Source organism: Candidatus Nomurabacteria bacterium (assembly GCA_020631905.1).
Classification (GTDB): domain Bacteria; phylum Patescibacteriota; class Saccharimonadia; order Saccharimonadales; family VXPC01; genus JACKGQ01.
Window position 1 is genome coordinate 530,077 of sequence record JACKGQ010000001.1, and the last position, 17,497, is coordinate 547,573.

Annotated in this window: 21 protein-coding genes; 8 read left to right on the forward strand and 13 right to left on the reverse strand. The window is 47.6% G+C overall.

Annotated features, from left to right (window positions below):
- Nucleotides 1–27 precede the first annotated feature (27 nt).
- The 4 genes from H6798_02725 to xth form a co-directional block, all read right to left on the reverse strand.
- Nucleotides 28–447: a hypothetical protein gene (locus tag H6798_02725; protein ID MCB9821426.1), complete on the reverse strand. Its 420-nt coding sequence runs from the start codon at nucleotides 445–447 to the stop codon at nucleotides 28–30.
- A gap of 168 nt (nucleotides 448–615) precedes the next feature.
- Complete coding sequence (locus H6798_02730) at nucleotides 616–1,329, reverse strand: HAD family phosphatase (protein ID MCB9821427.1); 714 nt, start codon at nucleotides 1,327–1,329, stop codon at nucleotides 616–618.
- Between the two features lie 101 nt (nucleotides 1,330–1,430).
- Nucleotides 1,431–2,273, reverse strand: coding sequence for a hypothetical protein (locus H6798_02735; protein MCB9821428.1), 843 nt, complete (start codon nucleotides 2,271–2,273; stop codon nucleotides 1,431–1,433).
- Nucleotides 2,274–2,333: 60 nt separating this feature from the next.
- A complete protein-coding gene (gene xth, locus H6798_02740; GenBank protein MCB9821429.1) occupies nucleotides 2,334–3,125 on the reverse strand; it encodes an exodeoxyribonuclease III in 792 nt (263 codons plus the stop codon).
- Nucleotides 3,126–3,197: 72 nt separating this feature from the next.
- Here xth and H6798_02745 point away from each other — a divergent pair, with 72 nt between their 5' ends.
- Nucleotides 3,198–3,854, forward strand: a complete 657-nt coding sequence (locus tag H6798_02745) for a hypothetical protein (GenBank protein ID MCB9821430.1) — start codon at nucleotides 3,198–3,200, stop codon at nucleotides 3,852–3,854.
- Here H6798_02745 and smpB read toward each other — a convergent pair.
- Genes smpB through H6798_02760 form a run of 3 tightly spaced genes read right to left on the reverse strand, consistent with a single transcriptional unit; the run spans nucleotide 3,851 to nucleotide 6,427 of the window.
- Nucleotides 3,851–4,306, reverse strand: coding sequence for an SsrA-binding protein SmpB (smpB, locus tag H6798_02750; protein MCB9821431.1), 456 nt, complete (start codon nucleotides 4,304–4,306; stop codon nucleotides 3,851–3,853). The genes H6798_02745 and smpB overlap by 4 nt on opposite strands.
- Before the next feature lie 19 nt (nucleotides 4,307–4,325).
- Entirely contained in the window at nucleotides 4,326–5,339 is a 1,014-nt protein-coding gene (locus tag H6798_02755; protein MCB9821432.1) for a hypothetical protein, read from the reverse strand.
- Between the two features lie 8 nt (nucleotides 5,340–5,347).
- Nucleotides 5,348–6,427: a hypothetical protein gene (locus tag H6798_02760; GenBank protein MCB9821433.1), complete on the reverse strand. Its 1,080-nt coding sequence runs from the start codon at nucleotides 6,425–6,427 to the stop codon at nucleotides 5,348–5,350.
- A gap of 34 nt (nucleotides 6,428–6,461) precedes the next feature.
- On the opposite strand from H6798_02760, the gene H6798_02765 reads away from it, so the two are divergent.
- Nucleotides 6,462–7,268 (forward strand): glycosyltransferase family 2 protein, encoded by an 807-nt coding sequence (locus H6798_02765; GenBank protein MCB9821434.1) that lies wholly within the window; start codon nucleotides 6,462–6,464, stop codon nucleotides 7,266–7,268.
- Here the strand turns inward: H6798_02765 and H6798_02770 are convergent.
- Both H6798_02770 and H6798_02775 read right to left on the reverse strand, forming a co-directional pair.
- Nucleotides 7,237–7,770 (reverse strand): thermonuclease family protein, encoded by a 534-nt coding sequence (locus H6798_02770; GenBank protein ID MCB9821435.1) that lies wholly within the window; start codon nucleotides 7,768–7,770, stop codon nucleotides 7,237–7,239. The two genes, H6798_02765 and H6798_02770, sit on opposite strands and share 32 nt — an antisense overlap.
- Before the next feature lie 1,423 nt (nucleotides 7,771–9,193).
- Nucleotides 9,194–9,343, reverse strand: a complete 150-nt coding sequence (locus tag H6798_02775) for a hypothetical protein (protein MCB9821436.1) — start codon at nucleotides 9,341–9,343, stop codon at nucleotides 9,194–9,196.
- A gap of 505 nt (nucleotides 9,344–9,848) precedes the next feature.
- Between H6798_02775 and H6798_02780 the strand changes: the two genes are divergently transcribed.
- Nucleotides 9,849–11,453, forward strand: coding sequence for a hypothetical protein (locus H6798_02780; protein ID MCB9821437.1), 1,605 nt, complete (start codon nucleotides 9,849–9,851; stop codon nucleotides 11,451–11,453).
- 71 nt (nucleotides 11,454–11,524) lie between these two features.
- Here the strand turns inward: H6798_02780 and H6798_02785 are convergent, their stop codons facing one another.
- Nucleotides 11,525–12,094 (reverse strand): cob(I)yrinic acid a,c-diamide adenosyltransferase, encoded by a 570-nt coding sequence (locus H6798_02785; GenBank protein MCB9821438.1) that lies wholly within the window; start codon nucleotides 12,092–12,094, stop codon nucleotides 11,525–11,527.
- A 17-nt stretch (nucleotides 12,095–12,111) separates the two neighbouring features.
- On the opposite strand from H6798_02785, the gene H6798_02790 reads away from it, so the two are divergent.
- Entirely contained in the window at nucleotides 12,112–12,864 is a 753-nt protein-coding gene (locus H6798_02790; protein ID MCB9821439.1) for a prephenate dehydrogenase, read from the forward strand.
- Here H6798_02790 and H6798_02795 read toward each other — a convergent pair.
- From H6798_02795 to H6798_02805, 3 genes are all read right to left on the reverse strand, one after another.
- On the reverse strand, nucleotides 12,847–13,254 hold the full coding sequence (locus H6798_02795) for a hypothetical protein (GenBank protein MCB9821440.1): 408 nt from the start codon (nucleotides 13,252–13,254) through the stop codon (nucleotides 12,847–12,849). The genes H6798_02790 and H6798_02795 overlap by 18 nt on opposite strands.
- 88 nt (nucleotides 13,255–13,342) lie before the next feature.
- On the reverse strand, nucleotides 13,343–13,627 hold the full coding sequence (locus tag H6798_02800) for a glutaredoxin family protein (GenBank protein MCB9821441.1): 285 nt from the start codon (nucleotides 13,625–13,627) through the stop codon (nucleotides 13,343–13,345).
- Nucleotides 13,590–13,964 (reverse strand): hypothetical protein, encoded by a 375-nt coding sequence (locus H6798_02805; protein ID MCB9821442.1) that lies wholly within the window; start codon nucleotides 13,962–13,964, stop codon nucleotides 13,590–13,592. Before H6798_02805 ends, H6798_02800 begins: the two co-directional genes overlap by 38 nt.
- A gap of 53 nt (nucleotides 13,965–14,017) precedes the next feature.
- On the opposite strand from H6798_02805, the gene H6798_02810 reads away from it, so the two are divergent.
- The 4 genes from H6798_02810 (at nucleotide 14,018) to H6798_02825 (ending at nucleotide 17,011) form a co-directional block, all read left to right on the forward strand.
- Entirely contained in the window at nucleotides 14,018–14,626 is a 609-nt protein-coding gene (locus H6798_02810) for a hypothetical protein (protein ID MCB9821443.1), read from the forward strand.
- 73 nt (nucleotides 14,627–14,699) lie between these two features.
- On the forward strand, nucleotides 14,700–15,341 hold the full coding sequence (locus tag H6798_02815; protein MCB9821444.1) for an aquaporin: 642 nt from the start codon (nucleotides 14,700–14,702) through the stop codon (nucleotides 15,339–15,341).
- A gap of 70 nt (nucleotides 15,342–15,411) precedes the next feature.
- On the forward strand, nucleotides 15,412–16,095 hold the full coding sequence (locus H6798_02820) for a hypothetical protein (protein ID MCB9821445.1): 684 nt from the start codon (nucleotides 15,412–15,414) through the stop codon (nucleotides 16,093–16,095).
- 58 nt (nucleotides 16,096–16,153) lie between these two features.
- On the forward strand, nucleotides 16,154–17,011 hold the full coding sequence (locus tag H6798_02825; GenBank protein ID MCB9821446.1) for a hypothetical protein: 858 nt from the start codon (nucleotides 16,154–16,156) through the stop codon (nucleotides 17,009–17,011).
- Nucleotides 17,012–17,497: the final 486 nt, after the last annotated feature.

Genomic DNA, 17,497 nt, shown 5'->3' on the forward strand with positions numbered 1-17,497 from the left:
GGGCTCTCGATCGCAGAAGCTCGGGGTTCAGGTGGTGGCCAACGATTCTGGAAACGTCTTGAGGCCACCGAGCGCAATTACGCTGCACGACCGGCGTCGGTAAACACCGGCGGACTCGCTACTTCCGGCCATGATGAAAACCATGAATTCGGGCACGTCATCGATTGCCACTCCCGTCTGTTCGAGGCAGGACGCGACCAACCCTTCCATCATCGGCAACGTGCTGAGCGCCCAGCGCTGATCACGCAACTCCTTGCCGAAGTCGAACCGAACGCACAAGGGTGTGTGTTCGGGGTCCGGCAACTGCCACTCGAGCAGGGCGATACTGACTTGTTCACCCGGCGACACGTGCGTGCTGTTCGCCAACATGCCCGGGAGCTTCTCGAAAAGCTTTGCGAGCACGCCTTCATCCATCACGGCCGGCGTCATCGAAATGTACACTTCCATGTTGTCCTCTTTCGGGTCGCAGGCATTTGCCCACACCTCCCACCATGAGAGATAACCATATTATACAATAATTGCTACAGTTATTGCAACTTGTTATTTCACTGTTTCGATCTTTAAAAATTGTTTGTGGTTATAAGTAGATGATTTCGAGGTAACGCATAGGCTGGGCTATTTTAGTTTAAAGACTCCAGCTTCGGGTGTCAGCTCGTAAATAACATCTTTGCGTTCGATAACAATTTTCCAGCCGCGTTTACGGGCTTCGTCGTATAGTTCTTGGCTGGGGTTAAAACAGATTGGCTGCTCGACCATTTCGAGCATCTTAATATCACTCTTTGTATCGCCGACTGCAAGCGACTTTTCGGTACTTAGACCATGCTTGTCGATTAACTTAGTTAAGTAAATATGCTTGTTATGAACAATGTCGGTGGCGCTGCCTGTAAAGTAAAAACCGTCTTTATGAAAATCGGTGCCGATCCAATCGTCAAATCCATATTCTTTACAGAAGCGGCCGAGTAACTTCTCTTCGCTACCGGAAACAGCTAAGATTAAATATCCATTAGTTTTGAGCTGCTTGATTAGGTTTTTGGTGTACAGATAGCTACGCTCGCCAAATTTGCGCATTACTTCGTCGATTATCGCTTCGTAAGCGCTCACCTTGGTGTTGGCGAGTTCTCGAAACAAAACTTCGATGGCCGTCGCCTCGTATTCGGCAAACGCCTGAGTGTGTTTACGTTTAAGCCAGGCCTCGAGCAGTCGATGGATTTCATCAGTATCGGCTTTAGGTATCATGCTCCGGCGCATCATTTCGTGGACGGTGGCCAAAAAAAGGCTTGTCCGCGCCAATGTCCCATCGATATCAAAAACCGCAAAAGGTTTAGTCATAAGACCTAGTATAAAACAATATTCTTTATCAACCACAAAACTTTAGATACTAAAATGCTCTGGTTAATCCCGGGGTCTTGCGACCCCGGGGTATGACTGCACTAGGCGGTCTTTTGCTCGACGTGCCAGATGCCCGGGCCACCTTGAGGAACGATTTCGACCAGCATTGTGTGCTGACGGACCGAAGCGTAGGGGTCGACGTTGGCCATGACAACGCAGCTCCTTTCGATGACAGCTGCCTTTCCGACGACAACGCTTTCGGCAAGATAGACAACCTCGCCGATCTCAACATCGTCGTCCACTTTGACCCAGCGTCCAATCCGAGCATCTGCACGAATCACAACGGCGCAACCGACAGCTGCTTCATCACCAATGACTGTCGACACATCAATCTTGGTCTTTTTGCCAATCTCGACTTCGCGACCAAGCTTGGTGTCTGAGCCAATTTGGGCGAAGTCGCCTATCACGCAATTAGGTTCGATTTCGACATATCGATCAATCTCGACATTTGAGCCGATGAAGGAATCTTGGCCAATCTCAGCTGATTCACCAATCTCGGTGTTGTTCCCAATCACGCCATTTTCTCCAATGCCAGCATGATTCCCAACATTGGTATGGTGGTCGATCTTGACAAGACTCCCAATCTCGACATCATGCTCGAGAACACAGAACATCCCAATTTGGGCAGTACGCCCGATTCCGACTCGTTCGCCAATCTCGACATAACCGCCAATCGAGGCACTTTCGCCAATAGTGGTACGGTTGCCAATTGTGGCTCCACTGCCGATCAAAACTTGCGCTTCCAGCCGGACGCCTACACCAATCTGAACTCCTTCTTCGATGTATGTCGACTTCGGCACCTGAACCTTGGTCCCGTCGGGGTTGACATGCCACTTGTTGCCTGCTTTCAGCCGCACTCGCGGCTTATTGGCATTGTCCACCATTACGATCACCTTCCCTTCTCTAGAAACGTGGTGATTAGTCAGATAATACAATAAAATAGGCTATAACTCAATACTGACTGGACAGTGGTCACTACCCAAGACGTCTGGGTGGATTTGGGCATCAACCAGTTTTGGCATCAGTTGGTTACTAACAAGCCAATAATCAATCCGCCAACCAACATTATTAGCACGAGCGTTGCCCCAAGCAGTCCACCAAGTATATGCTTCGGTAGTATCGGGATAAAGAGTTCGAAAACTATCGCACAGACCGATTTCGAGTAACTTGGTAAAATCCTGGCGTTCTTCGTCGGTAAAGCCATGCTTGCCGACATTCTGTTTCGGCCTGGCAAGATCGATCTCGTTATGGGCTACATTAAAGTCGCCGCTAACCAGAACTGGTTTTTTGGCTTCCAAACTAGCCATATACTCTGTAAAGGCTGGACCCCAGGCGTCGGCGCGTAGCTTTAATCTGGTTAGGTCGTCTTTGCTGTTGGGGGTATAGACAGTGGCCACGTAATAGTCGTCGAACTCTGCCACCAATACTCTGCCCTCTTGGTTGGTGTTGCCATACTTGTCGGCCAAAGCGTACTTACTGGCGATGTCTTCTGGTATATTGTCGAAAGTTCTGAGGGGTGAAATTTTAGAAAAGATGGCTGTTCCAAAATGTCCTCGGCGTTCTGCGCTATTGTATATTTCTTGATAGCCTTCAATATCGACTGGCGACTGATCTGGTTGAGCCTTGGTCTCTTGTAAGCATAAAATGTCGGGCTGGTGGGTCTCGGCAAACTCCTGGAACTTACCTTTGTTCCAGACCGCACGTATCCCGTTTACATTCCACGAATATAACTTCATAACCTACATATTATCACTTACCAGTAGACTGTTGTTAAAAATATTAACGCTCATGCTATAATGTTGCCCAAGATGGATGGAGATATCAAGCGGGGTGTCAAGCCTATTCAGCGGCCAAAACAGCGCTCAGAGACGCTTGTTCGTAGAGCCGCTCAGGTGCAGAAGACCCGTCAAGCCATCGATGCCCTTCCCGCCCCAAAAAAGATTGCATCCAATAAGACTACGCGTGGTTTTCGAAACAAGATCAACCCATTCGAGCCGCCGGCAGGATTCCGTAAACCCAGAAGACACCACATGTGGCGGGCTATCAGTGGGCTAGCGGCCCTGTTTACCTTCGGTGCGTTAACCTTTATGCTTGGCTATACCTTTGACCACGACCATAATTCGATGATAGATGCCGACAACACCGAGACTACAAGTCAGAGTGGTTTACCCGAGTGTGAGGTCGTCTGGGACAAAACAAGCGCGAGCAACAGCCCTAACTTTGAGCTAACTTTCGACCGCGAGTTGCCAGTTAGCTTTAGCGTGCAATTTACTGTCGAAGATGTTGATACAGGTATCCGCTCAATAATTAGGCCGATCAACGGCAAATATACTTTAACTGCAACACATCCAAGTGCTTACATGATAACGGTCAAACAAGAAAGCGATGTTGCTACCAGGGCGGTGCTTTGCTCGTACGGACCAGTGCTACTGGGGTTTGGCAGCGCTTCTAGCCAGAAACCCTAAAAGGCGCGCTTAATACTTTTGGCAGCTTCTCGGTTTTGCTGGCGAGCCTTGATGATTGCGCGTTTATCGTATTGTTTTTTACCTTTAGCAACGGCGATCTGAATCTTAATGTATCGCCCGGGTATGAGTTTTGTCGGCACGATTGACAGATTGTTTTGTTTGGCGGCAATCAGTTCTTCAAGCTGGTTGCGTTTTAAAAGAAGTTTTCGTGGAGCTGAACGCTGATTTTCTGGTAAATATTTTGCATTACTTGGCATCGGACTAAGCTGGAGATTGTTTAACCAAGCTTCGCCGTCTCTAATTGTCACAAACGAGCCACGCATACTTAGCCTACCCGCCCGGATACTAGCTACTTCAGCGCCCAACAAAACAATGCCTGCTTCGTAGGTTTGTTGGAGTTCGTAATCAAAACGGGCTTTAGTATTTACAAGTTTACTGTGTTTGGCGGCCATGGGTGATATTTTACATGTTTTATTGAGCGTCCTGAAGTTTGTTGACACCTCTTTCAAAAATCGCAATTTTGTCGGCATCGGTTTCGTGGCTCTTTAAACTAAAAATTAGTAATGTATTCTTGTCGTAAAGCACTGTGTAAACAGTCTCTTTACCAGTCTCTTCGGCCTGTTGATTATAATTTTCGATATCGACTACTAGTTTATAGGCAGGTAAATTATCGATAGTCTGTCGTTCGGACGTACGTACTGTATATATCTCGCGCGTGGAGTCGTTGCTGGTCGAGTCTTGGCTATATGTTTTAACAAGCTCGTCGAGACGGTCGTAGAACATTGTTTCGTCAATGTCTTGATTGGTCTTTTCTACCAAGTATTCAATTTTAGCCGCGTATTGTCCGACATCTGCTCCAGTTTCACTAAAAGTCGTTTTGTTGCTAGAGACTTGATCGACCTGCCAGTTCTCTGGGTAGCCAAAGCTGACAGCTGGGTCGCTAGCTTGGAAGGTCTGCAAACCTCCTAGATTACTCAGCAGCCGAAATGCCAAATAGCCAACCAGACATATAACAACAAAGATTCCGGCAAACAGTCCAAAGATTTTTTTACGGTTCGACTGTTTGGGCGCCGACTGGATAGCTTGTGGCAAATTAGACTCTGGCCCCGGCAAGGCCCCAGTATTCATAGTATTGGTATCTGTCTGTCGGATAAAATCTTGGGGGTTTAGCGGTGCCGGCTGAGGCTTGATTTCTGGCTCGGCTTCTGGGATTAAGGGTGGCGCAGGGCTAACCGCCGGTTGGCTTAAATCTACGATCCCAGTCGTGGTAGCTGGGTTCTCTGGCTGGGCTGTCATTTGAGCTGGTGTAGAGCCATCGTTGATTACTGCCGCTAATGGTGGCGGACTAGATAGGGTTGTCTGGCCAGCCGGTAACGGCATGCCGACATCAACGTGTAGCTCGTCAGCTGACTGGCTGGGAGTATCGTTATTAGGTTGAATTTCGGGTGGATTCTGAGAATTTGAATCTAACTGATTGTCTTCCATATCTCTCCTTACTTATATTTAGGCAGCTCTTGCTGAATGGTTGTCCAGACAGACGAATCGTTCCAGTATGTTTTGCGCCAATAAAACCATTCTGCTCCCCATAAATCTATTGTACGCATTCCGGTTGCGTATGCATAAGATAATCTTTTTGAAAGCCGGTTTGCGTCCATCGATTGCTGTTGTTCTTGGTCGTTTAGGTCGGCTGTACTCACCGGCCCCCATGGCTCAACTTGAAGCTCGTGAATAAACGTGTCAACTCCCGTGGTTATTTTTGTGAGCCCGGCGATCCCTGCGTAAAACCAGACAGGATACGGATATTCGTAATAACCAACCGGATTATGAACACGCTTGTAAATAGAAAATGCTGTTCTGTCTGCTCGGGGTTGGCCAATTGGCCATGATGGTAAGAAATTGTTGCTCCGGGTGATAACTATTGGCTTGCTCGTCAAAGATTTTACGAGGCTATACTCGTTTTCTAGGCGCTCGCGATCATGATCTGGGCATTCGCCAAAGAAGCCAGTAAAAAACTCATTCTCGAGTTGATACTCAACTACATTTGGGCTGGAATCGTAACGTTCAACAGTTGCTTGAAGATAGTTTTGCAGTTCTTTACGCCAGTCGTCAGCTGGTAATTGTTTGGCCCAGTCGGGCATATGACATTCTGGCCACCTTGGCTGGCGCAGACCGATTGCTAGGGATACTTGTTTATCGTACTTTTCGGCAATTGCAATCTGTTCGTCGAGCTCCTGCCAGTTATATTGACCCCTGGTTGCTTCGTGTACATCCCAGTAGCTCATTAAACGGAGTCGGCTGATTGGCAGTTCACTGGCTACCGCCTCTAAGCCGGCTTGCGGATCAACTCCCAGTTCGCGAGCAAATTTATACGACCAACTCACACCCCATGTTAGAGGCGTGGTGCTTGCCTGTCGGCGATACCAAACACCAGCAAAATAGACCAAACTACACAGCAATAAGAATGTTATCAGCAAGCTGTTCATAACATACGCCAGTCGACTTTTTGGTCGAATCTTTTGCCAGATTGCTACCGCCCAAGCACGAAACTTCTCAAAATACATTAGTTTACCCATCGAATTCGCATATAATACTGAACTAGAGTTTATCATGAAAGATGCCAATCTTAGTCTCGTAATCCCCTGTTATAACGAGCAAGCCTACTTACCAGCTTGCCTGTCGGCGATTATCCCCCAACTGTTGCCGGGCGACGAACTAATTGTGGTTGACAATAACTCGACAGACAAAACCTCCCAGCTAGCCACTAAATATGGTGCCAAAGTAATTCAAGAGCAGCGTCAGGGTCAAGTGTTTGCCCAAGATACGGGCTTTAAAACTGCTATAAATCAATTTCTAGTAAGGCTTGATGCCGACACGATTCTACCAGGTGACTGGCTAGCAAGGGTTCGCCAGCACTTTGCACAGGGTGCACTGGCAGTAAGCGGGCCAGCAAGACCGCGCGATGTTCAATTTCAGCGCTTATCACAGTTTATGGTACATCTGTCTTTCTATAGTTTTAGGCTGATTATTGGTGGTTTTCCGATGTTTGGCTCGGCTTATGCAATCCGCAAAACTACCTGGCAGACTTGTCAGCCAGGTTTGCATCGTCTGCCAAACATTTGGGAGGACATGGAACTCGGGATAGTTTTGCATAAACTAGGGCTGCAAGTTGTATACGACAAGCAGTTAGTTGCCAGTGTATCGGCTCGTAATGTGGTTGGGGTATCATACTGGCGGGCGGTCGGCTACCAACTGTATGCGCCGCGAACCCTAGCTGTAAATCGGATGTACTTTCGGGCTTGTATGAGTTTTATTGAACGTCTGCTAGTAGTTATTGTTGCTACCCCGATCATCTTGATCGAGCATCTACTAAACAAGACCAAACCTAGTCACAAGCAGACCAAAGGCCGACTCTAGCCGCTTCGGCGCTTGCAGATGCATCCCTAAACTCTTGACTCCGACCATGCGGAAATACCAGGTACGCTTTGCTATAACCTTGGCGGATTAGCTCTAGATTGACATCTAGATCGTCGCTGGCTCGAACCACATAACGCAATAGTCGGCCATAAATGTCTCGGTTGCTACTACTGGCGTCAGCTAGCAAGCGGACTCTTTGCCCAGTCAGTAAGCTAGTTGTAAAGTCACTGGCTTCCGGGCCGTAGCATTGGACGGGAGTATTAGGTTTGTGGGTTTCGGGCGTATCGACACCAATAAATCGAACTTTCTCGGGGGTACCATCCATTAATACCTCGATAGTATCGCCGTCGTAGATGTTCAGCACAAGGTATGTATCGCTGCTGGCAATGTCTTGACCTAGCGTCGCGCGGGAGACATGATCGACAACATAAGTCAGGCAGATAACCAGCAAAGCCAAGAGTAATTTATAGATTAGCTTTTTTAGCTGCTTGGTTGTTTTCACCAAAGCATATTATCAACAACCGCGAGCTAAAGCACGCGGCTTGTTGGAAATTAGCCCTTGCATACTGTAGTCTGCAATGTCGCCGCTTGGCGACAAATGCCAACGACTTAGCGGTCGTTGGCGAGCGCGAATTATAAACGAAAAGACCGCCCAATAAAGGACGGTCGAATGTTGTTCGTAGGGAGCGAGGCTCAACCGTACGAACTGCTCTAACTCGAGCAAACGGAGATCTAATTTAGATCAATCAACGTTCGCGAGGAGCGTTGCTAGCAACATTTTCGGGTTTCCCCCGAGGGCGGCTGGCTGGTCCGCCGGAGCAGACCAGCCAGCCGCAGGCACCACCTCGCAGGAGAGAGGTAGGTGTTAAAACGACGCGTGATTGGCCCCCCAGGCCCACACCAAACATCGTTAGTTGTGCCGCCCGACACACTCAATTGGCTACCGCTATGGGTCGCCCGATACGGGTGGCAATTTGCCGGCACTTCTTGCGAAGTCCGGAGAGTTTGGGGAGCAAGTCGCCGGGCGGCATACTCCCCTCTAGAAAAATCTCTTGAGGGCTGTCGGTAAGTTTGTCCAGGCCGGCGATTATGCCAACCAACTGCGAATGGCGCAGGGTTCCTCCGATGCATTCTCCGTGAGCTTTTTTCCAGAAGGTCGTCGTAGCGCTTCCGCCGTTCAGTCTGCAGGACGTCTGCTAGGTTCCGAGCTGGGCTCGAATCCTAGGTCTTAGACCCCGCAACCAGTGAACCTTGGTTTGCCTATTAGTCGACGACCCAGATCTGTCGGTTCTCGTGAAAGAACCGACGCGGGTCATTTCTCCCCGTGAATCGATCGGCGCGACCCAGTGGCATTGGGTGCGGTTGACAGCCGCATGCCACTGGGTCGACTTCAGATGTACGCCATCTGTCTCCATGCCGAGTTGCCTCGGTACAACTCTTGCGAGCTGCAGCGTCAGAGCCGTACGCCCTGTGCTTACGTTTTGGGTGTCAATCCAACTATAAGCGATTCGACTGGTTCGGAGTGCGCGTTCCCTTGGCTTAACCTAGCCAGTCGAATTGTCACGTCGGTGCCGCAGGATCGTATGTGCTGCGGGCCGTGCGTCGACGTATCGGTACCAAGTTGCCTTGGCTACCGATCGTGGCCAACATTGCTGCTGGCCTTCTCGAGTTGCTACGTGTTGCCACGCAACCTCTCTATTGTGTGGAGCTTAGCCCCAGCGACCTTGCCCCCGAGCAGCCAACACGGCGTACTCGAGGGTTTGGGGAAGGTTCCCCGCGTCCGGCAGGATGCCGGTGAGCGGTTTGAGACGGGAATGTTTTGGTACCTTCCTTGCAGGCGGAGCTGGCGAGGGTCCAACGCCCTCCGCTCCTTGGTGATGCGGGTGAACGCATCGTTCACCTCCTTGCCTTTCGATCGTCGTCGGCTAGGAGGTGATGGTGGTGCCGCCGGCGGCGGCGTTCATCAGGGCCGGCTCGGTGTGCGTGGTGTCCGCACCACCGATGTCGACGTCGGTGCGACATGCGACGATGTTCTGGCCCTGGAGGGCGGCCGTCTGGCCGCTCTTGGTTCGCATCTGGTGTTTCCTCTCTCCCCCGGAGGGGGTTGGCGGAAGCCGGTGCTTCACCCATTGGGATGACCCGCAGGGTTCGACTTGGACTTACCTTTGCAGGTGTCCCCAAGTCTACCTCGACGTTTCTTACCTGAAGTGTACGCGTCGGGGTTGGGTTGCCTTTACGGCGGATACTACACACCAAGATGTGTACTATTCGCCGCAAAGACTTATTAGCCAAACGGCTAAAGATGTTGCTAGCTTGTTAAACAACATAAGTGTGGTCTGCTTAGTCTGCGTGATTAAATTTGAATTGTCTCGCAAGTTAAGTGATGTACTTCACACTTAAGTGGGTTAGAATTTACACAATCTTCAAATATTTGTCAACATTATTTTCATAAAATCAACATATGGTGTCATAAAACTGCTTGAAACGCTAGATGTGTTGATTTTTACAATCTTTTATTGACGCAAGAACTTTCAACAAAATTTAGCTTAGTTTAAACTGTCTCCAATTTGGAGGGTAGCAATGGCCGCACAAGAGGCTGATAATCAGGGTGTTCTTGATATTGAAGAGCGTTTAAGTCGCGAAGCTGCGCTCGAGCGGTTTATGACGCCTCAACCGCTCAGAAATCAGAATCGCCAAGTAAGATTAGTCAATGAACGCTTGATTAGCCTTGGCTCGGCAGGTTTAACTCTAGTCTACCGAGCTTCCTCGCCTTTTATGAACCGGCAGCTTCGCGAAGAGTACAGTGCAACTCATGCATTGCGGATAGGTAGAGAGATTGCCGAATTTGGACAACTTCAAGAGTGCGGGATCGCTGTGTTTACTGATCGCACTACGCTTGCGAGATACATCAGTGATTCGAACGAATTTTACGAAACAACAACCCATCAAAGAGATATTGCCGAGCACGCTCGCCTTGGTGGCTGGTTTGTGACTATCTATGGACATAACCGCCAGCTCGGGGTAGCTGGGGTGAACTTGGCAAACAATGGACACCCAGACAGAGGTATTGCCCTGCGTGGCCGAATACATCGCGATCCGTCTTTTCGTGATTTCTTGCGAATGCAAGCCATCGAGAATACTGGCCAAATGCCGCCTGCCTGGAATCGAGCTCGTTCGATGGCTAGAATGTATGAACTATCTGTTCGAGATCAGCAAACCTTATCACTCAAAGAGATTGCCGAGTTCTATGGGGTCGATGAGGATCAAGTCTGGCGTTCGTTTAACTATATGGAGCTACCAAGTGAGTTTCGAGAGCTCGTTGAGGCAAGTGGCACGTTAAGCTACTCGAGTGCCATTGAGTTTCGTAGACTGCTCGGGATATACGCCGAGCAAGACATTTTCGAGCTAGCTAAGCTTTCGATTAAAGATGGTTGGTCAACTAAGCGGACTGCCGAAGAAGTTGCCAAGCGAGTTAAAATCCGCAGCTTACCAGCCGAAATTCAGGTACTAGTAAATGGAGAAAATATTTCGGCTAAACAAACGGAACTTGTTTATGACATGCATCTGGCTGGCGCTAGTGAGTACGAGCTTAGAGAGTTTGTTATCTGGATTACAACTGCCGATCCAGCTCCCAGAATCGACGATATACGCGCAAAAGTTGCCGAACGTCGCCGAGGCTCACGCAGTGGTCAGCAGGATATATTCAGTGGTGGCTACGACGATGAAGAAATTGCCGAAAGAGAGCGTCGCAACATTGCACTCGCTAGCACACGGATGCACGTCGGTAGTACGGTTAGAAGAATTAATGATGGCTTAGGCACCTTGCGTAGTTTATTAGACAACGGTTTCTTGGCTGGTGTTGTTGGTAATAAGCCAATCGATTCCGCTAAAGAAGGCTTGAACGGTACGTTGCAACGAAACCTTGCCGCCCTACTCGAAGAAATCTCTTCGTCAGACCAGGCGGGAGATAACCTTAGACAAGCTCTGAAGCTCTTACAATCCGCAGAAGCCGGACTAGATCCTTCTCTCAAGTCAGAAATTAGCCGCATTATTATTGGTTTTGAGGAACTTTTGATGGCCGAAGCCGATACTAGCGATCAAGACCAGCGCGAAAGATTAGCGGCCGCCAGAGCAAGAATACAAGCGTCTATCCCCGAACGAACTATCGAGCAATCACTATTTTAAAGAATAAGGCTGTCTTGCGAATAAATGAGCTAGTCAGATATCTTTTAAGCGACCAGTAATTTACTAAGGTATTAGTAGTCGATACCCTTATTGGCTAAAAATTTGTCGTCGAAGTGGTGTTTGAGCTTGGTCATATTGGTGGCAATATCAACCTTGCTCAGAAGTTTTTCTGGAAAGTTACGACCAGTTAGGCACAAACTAACTGCTTTGCCGCGCTTCTCGATTAAATTTTGTAAATCTATTTCTTCTAGCAGACCATCGTGGACCGCATTGTTGATTTCGTCGCAAACTACTAAATCGAATTTGCCCGAGCAAGCAGCTTCTAGGGCAAATTCGTATGTATCGCGGGCAGCTTGCTTGTGTTCGGCCACCGAAACATTTTTGGCCGACATATCGCCAGCATTGTAAAAGCCTTTACCGCCTGTTTTGAAGACCAGCTTATCTTTAAAAACCGGAGTAATTTTCTCTAGAAAATCGTGCTCGCCTACCCGCCAGTGCTTAATAAATTGGACATAGGCGACTCGCCAATCACGGCCCAAGGCACGGGCGACTAAACCCAGGCTAGCGCTTGTTTTGCCCTTGCCTTCACCGGTGTAAACGACCACAACCGATTGTTTGGTCTGAAAATCTTCAAAACTCATTGTGTATACTATAACCCATGCAAATCGTGAATAAAATCGGTGTCATAGGTATGGGCAGCATGGGTAAGCTAATTGCCCGCTATGCATCGCGTTGGGGGCAAGTAGAATATTTTGACAACCAGGTGATCGAATCAGACCACGCTAGCCCGGTCGAGCTTCGACAAGTCTGTCTAGCAGATATAGTTTTTTTGGTAGTACCACTTGGAGCATATACCAAGCTATTGCCACAAATTGCCAAGCATTTAAATCCTGAAGCAATTTTTGTTGATGTGGCTTCGGTAAAGCTTGAACCCGAGAGATTGATCAAACAGCATCTAGGTAGACATCAACATATCTTGTTGTCGCATCCGTTATTTGGCCCCGAATCGGCCAGTGCTAGTTTAGAGAACCATAAATTTATCGTGACTTTAGCAACCGGCAGAGCCCAACAGCTTGTTGATTTTCTAGACAAGAACCTCAACTTAGATGTTATTCGAAAAACTGCTCTAGAACATGACCAAGCGATGGCTCAGGTACAGGGCTTGACTTTCTTTTTGTCACGAGCACTCGATGTTTATGGCTTGAATGGCCAGTCGACTGGCCTGGAAACACCTAGTTTCTCTTGGGTTAAGGGTTTAGCCGAGCTAGACAAACATCATAGCCAGGAACTACTCGAGACCATACAGGTTTACAATCCAGAAGCGGTTAAGGCTCGCCAACAACTCTTAGATATATTGATTAAACTCAATCAAGACTACGCCAATCAACATGGCTCAGACCGCCTCAGCTAAGGGCGGTTCCGGCGTTTCACTCAGTCGGAGATTTTCTTGATCGATAATTTGCTGGGCTACAACGAGAGTTCGGCGCAGTCGATAGGCGACGCGCTGTGTATCTTTGAGTTCACTTGGTTTACCGAATGCTTGAATTAGCTTGTCGGCGGCGATAGCTTCTTCGACACCGGCAATATCGTCGTAAAACTCTGTATTGCCAGCCATTGCGATTGAAGCTTCGCTAAAACCTGTAATACCTTCATTGTGTTCCAGCCTACCTGCCACGCCGACTAACTCTTCTAGCCCCATTGCTCCAAGTACCAGAGTTGCTTTTAGCCAACCAGACTCAATGTTCCGAAGATTGTCGGAAATATGTTGAAAACTAATCTCTTGGACCTCGAGTACCTTCATATCTAAAATTATCCAAGATTTTAATATTTAGTACAGTGATGTATATCAACTACGCTACATGTAGCGTACACGCTAGATATAGTGCCGTTTAGGCTAAGTTGTGTTCGCGAATCATAATATCGATCTGCGGTCGATCGAAACCATGAACAATGTCTTTACCATCGAACTGAATTACGGGTACACCGCGTAGGCCCTGATTCTCTAACCACATTGCTGCCGACTGATCTTCTTCGATGTTAATTTCTTCGTAAGCAATACCCTTGCTCTCGAAATATGCTTTGGCCATTTTACAAAAGCCACACCAGTTGGTGCTGAATATTTTAACTTTCGGCTTGCTAGCGTTTACGTTTGGTTTGGTTTGGTCGTCTGACATTATGCTTTGCTCCTTTTACTTCTTTGGTTTCGACTGCACTCAGGCCGAGCATTACCGTCCAGAGGGTGATTGCAAACCCGACGCTCAAGACCATTGCCCCGAAGCCAGGTGATTTATCGAACAAAAATATGCCATAAATAAAGTTTAATAATGCGAACCCAAAAAGTTTATTTGCTTTACTTAGTTTTTTGATAAATTTGGGGGCAATTACAAGCGCTACCACAGCAATCAGCACCCACACAAATAAAGCATTCCATGAGCTACTTAACCAGTGGTCAATCGAGTCTGATGTGGACGCATGAACGGCGTCTGAGTGCGCCAAATAAGCTTTATACATAAGTACATTATATTACAATATCTCCGACCATTGAAGTCGTGTATAGTTAGCCTATGGTTATAAACAAAAATCGTTTAATTTACTCAATCATTCTAGTAGTCGCGACAGCTTTCTGGCTGATTGGGATGAGATTACTACTGGTCGAGCCAGAATCGGTTCATTATCATGCAAATTTTGCGATTTATGTAGATGGCGTACGCGACCCGCTAGAGAGATTTAGTTTTTACGAAGAAATATCGGCTTGCAGCCCGGATAATTCTAATAATCCCCGTTCTCGAGTGCATCTGCACGACAATAATCCCTATACCGTGCACGTCCATGATTCGGCAGTTACCTGGGGACACCTTTTTGCCAATCTGGGCTATGCCCTCAGCGATACCAGCCTAACAACTGATGCAGGCTTGCTGGTACCAAAAAAGTCTAAGCAATTACGCTTTGTGCTTAACGGTAAGCCAACTTTTTCGGTTGCCAATACAGTTATCAACGATGAGGATGTTTTACTGGTTGACTTTAGTGATAGTAACGAAGCCACGGTGTTGCAACGCTACAGTGAAATACCAAGAGACGCCCATGAATTTGATATCAAGCAAGATCCAGCGGCTTGCGCCGGCAGCCAAGCTGAAACATTTATGCAGCGTTTAGAGCGGACAATCGGCTGGTAGTTATCCACAACCAATTTGAATATTTGGCTGGTTCATCTTATAGTAAGTCCTAGAACTTATAGGAGGGTTCAAGATGACAAATAAGCAAATCTCTGCATATGTTGTAGAGCTATTTGGCACATTTGTGCTAACTATGGTGGTGTTCATGGTTGGTGGGGTTTACGGTGTACTTGGCGCACTGTTGATCGGCCTAGTAATGGCTGTCTTGGTGGGGGCTTTTTTAGAAATGTCGGGGGCACATTTTAACCCGGCAATAACAGCTGGGATGTTGGCGCTTCGCAAGATCAAACTTGGCGATGCATTGGGCTATGTTGTGGCTCAAGGCCTTGGTGCTGTCGCTGCCTGGCAGCTAGTTGAGTATTTTTCTGGCACAGATGTAACCGCGGTTTCGGCCGATTACAGTGGCCGGTTACTAATCGCCGAATTGATCGGTACAGCAGTCTTTGCGATGGCCGTGGCATCTGTTAGCAAGCTGAAGCAGGCTGGCTGGCAAGTGCCCGTAACAATTGGACTTGGCTACATGATGGGTCTGATTGTCGCTTCGGTTTATTCGTTGGCCGATGGTGGTAGTGCAGCTCTTTCGGGGACAATTAACCCGGCAGTTGCCTTGGGTATGCGGACTTTTAGCATCGAAACAATGGTTGGTCCAATTGTGGGCGCCGTAGTTGGTATGGCGCTTTATGTGTGGCTAGCCGACATGCAAACAAAAAAATAATATATTTGTAAATACAAAAGCTCCCGTTTAAGCCAAGACGGGAGCTTTTTTGTGTATACTTTGGTCTACGATGACAAAGCGTAACCTGATAATCCTTGGACTGGCCATATCCTTGCTGATAGGTTCGATATGGGGGGCGTTTCATCTTGCCGGGTGGATACTGGCTAGACGTTCAGATCCTTTGCCGGCCGAAACCGTTACAGTGAATCCCTATGCAAAGATATCGGCCGAAGGCTATCCTTTGCCTAGCGAAGCCAAAGAGAGCTTGTATATCGAGCTAACTGATAGCTCGACTAACGCCGCATATTCGAAGGCGCGGATTTTGTACGACTATCAAACCGGAAATTACGAGATCGTAGCCAGTGATGTTTTTGGCGTCTTAGATATTATTCATCACGATAAGCAGTTTTTCGAAAACGATCCCGACACCAACGAATGGTACGAAATCGGTGCCGCCGAGGCACAAAAATTATTTGATGTTTCGGCAGTTTACTTTACGCAAGACATGGTTGATGCATTTTTAAAGACTGCTATTTATATGGGAGATTTCGAGTGCGACAAATATCGCTGCGCCTCTTGGCAAGGAATCTATGGCTACAACAGCGGAGTCGAAACACTGACCATACGAGTGAATAACACCACTCGAAAAATCTATGATATTAACGGTGTTGGCGAGGATATTACTTATACAGTCAAGTATCGTTATCAGCCGGTCGATATAAAGCCTCCAGACTCGTATATAAAAATTGACTAATATTTTGCCATAAGCATTATTTTGAGTTAGTCTTTTACCAGATAATCAGGAGATAATTATGAACCCGGATCAAGGTCCAGATAATCAGTCTAGTGGGTTAGGCCAACAACCAGCTCCGACAGCTATGCCGTCGCCAAATGTAGCCCAAACGACCCAGCCCAGCCAGTCCGCAACGGCCCCGAGTCCACAGCCGATGTCACCAGCCAATATGCCCCAACCTCCAACAGTTAATACTGGAGTTTCAATGGGAAGCAAGCTAAATAGAAAAGCGAAAATATATTTAATCTTTGCAGGTGTGATTGGCTTCATAGCTGCAGTTGGTGGCCTGAGCATCTTGATCCAAGGAATGGGTAACTTGGGCAAGCTCGAGAATCAAACGTTTGCTAGTGGTAAAGACTATGAATATAGCATGGATGTCTTTTCGAAAGCCGACCATCAAGAGGAATCTTCATTCCAGGAGTCATCGACTGTTCACGCCGATCTCCTGGCAACAACAAATACCAACGACGAAATAACTTCGGCTGTTATGGTGGTTGTCGAAGATGTTGAAAGTGTCATTAATACCGTCAAAGCTCAGGGTGTCGATATCACCGTCGACGACATATTCGATCTATATCTAAAGGGCGACACCAACACGACGATCGAGCTCGAAAAAGTACTTACTCAGGCGCTTTCGCTCAGCAATGTCAACATCAAGTCCGATTTTAAAGAAGTTAAAAATACCGATTTCTCTCGAGCAATTTCGTCTGAAGTAACGGGTAAATCTTCAACAGATGTTGGTTTAACCGGTAGGATTTATGTGTTCTATTCTGATAATGGCTACGCCTACACGGTCACAATGTTGGCTGTCGATAAAACCTGGACAAAGAATCTCGATTCATGGGATCAAATCGCCGCAAGCTTCGCAGTTAATTAGTAATAAACATACGTTTTCTCGGGATGTTTAGGAAGGTACAAGATACGCTAGGCGGTATCTATGGCCATAAACCAAACAATTAACATCCCGAAAATATGTTTGGTCTGTTTCCTTTAGGTTTGAATGTTTACGTTACCGATCCACGACATCTTTTGTCTTTGCTGGTATGGGTACGCTAGCACTAGGCTAGAACTCAAACATTTTGATCAGGCAAATAGCTGCTTATAGCTCGAGAACTGCCAACTCCCGCTATCCGGTTTAGTGGCTCCCCCAGGTTTCCCCAGGGGCTGCTTGAACCGTCAGGCTAAGAATCAACATTCTTACGAGATACGTTACCCTCCGCAGTACTCATTGAAATTTCAACCAATACTGGGCAACATCACAAATAAAAGCTTTATCACTCTATGCTCCCAGGTTTTGGTTATTGCCAGAAAGCATTCCTACTCTCGTAGATTATCTGCGGCTTTAGTCCTGCGTAGCAACTTA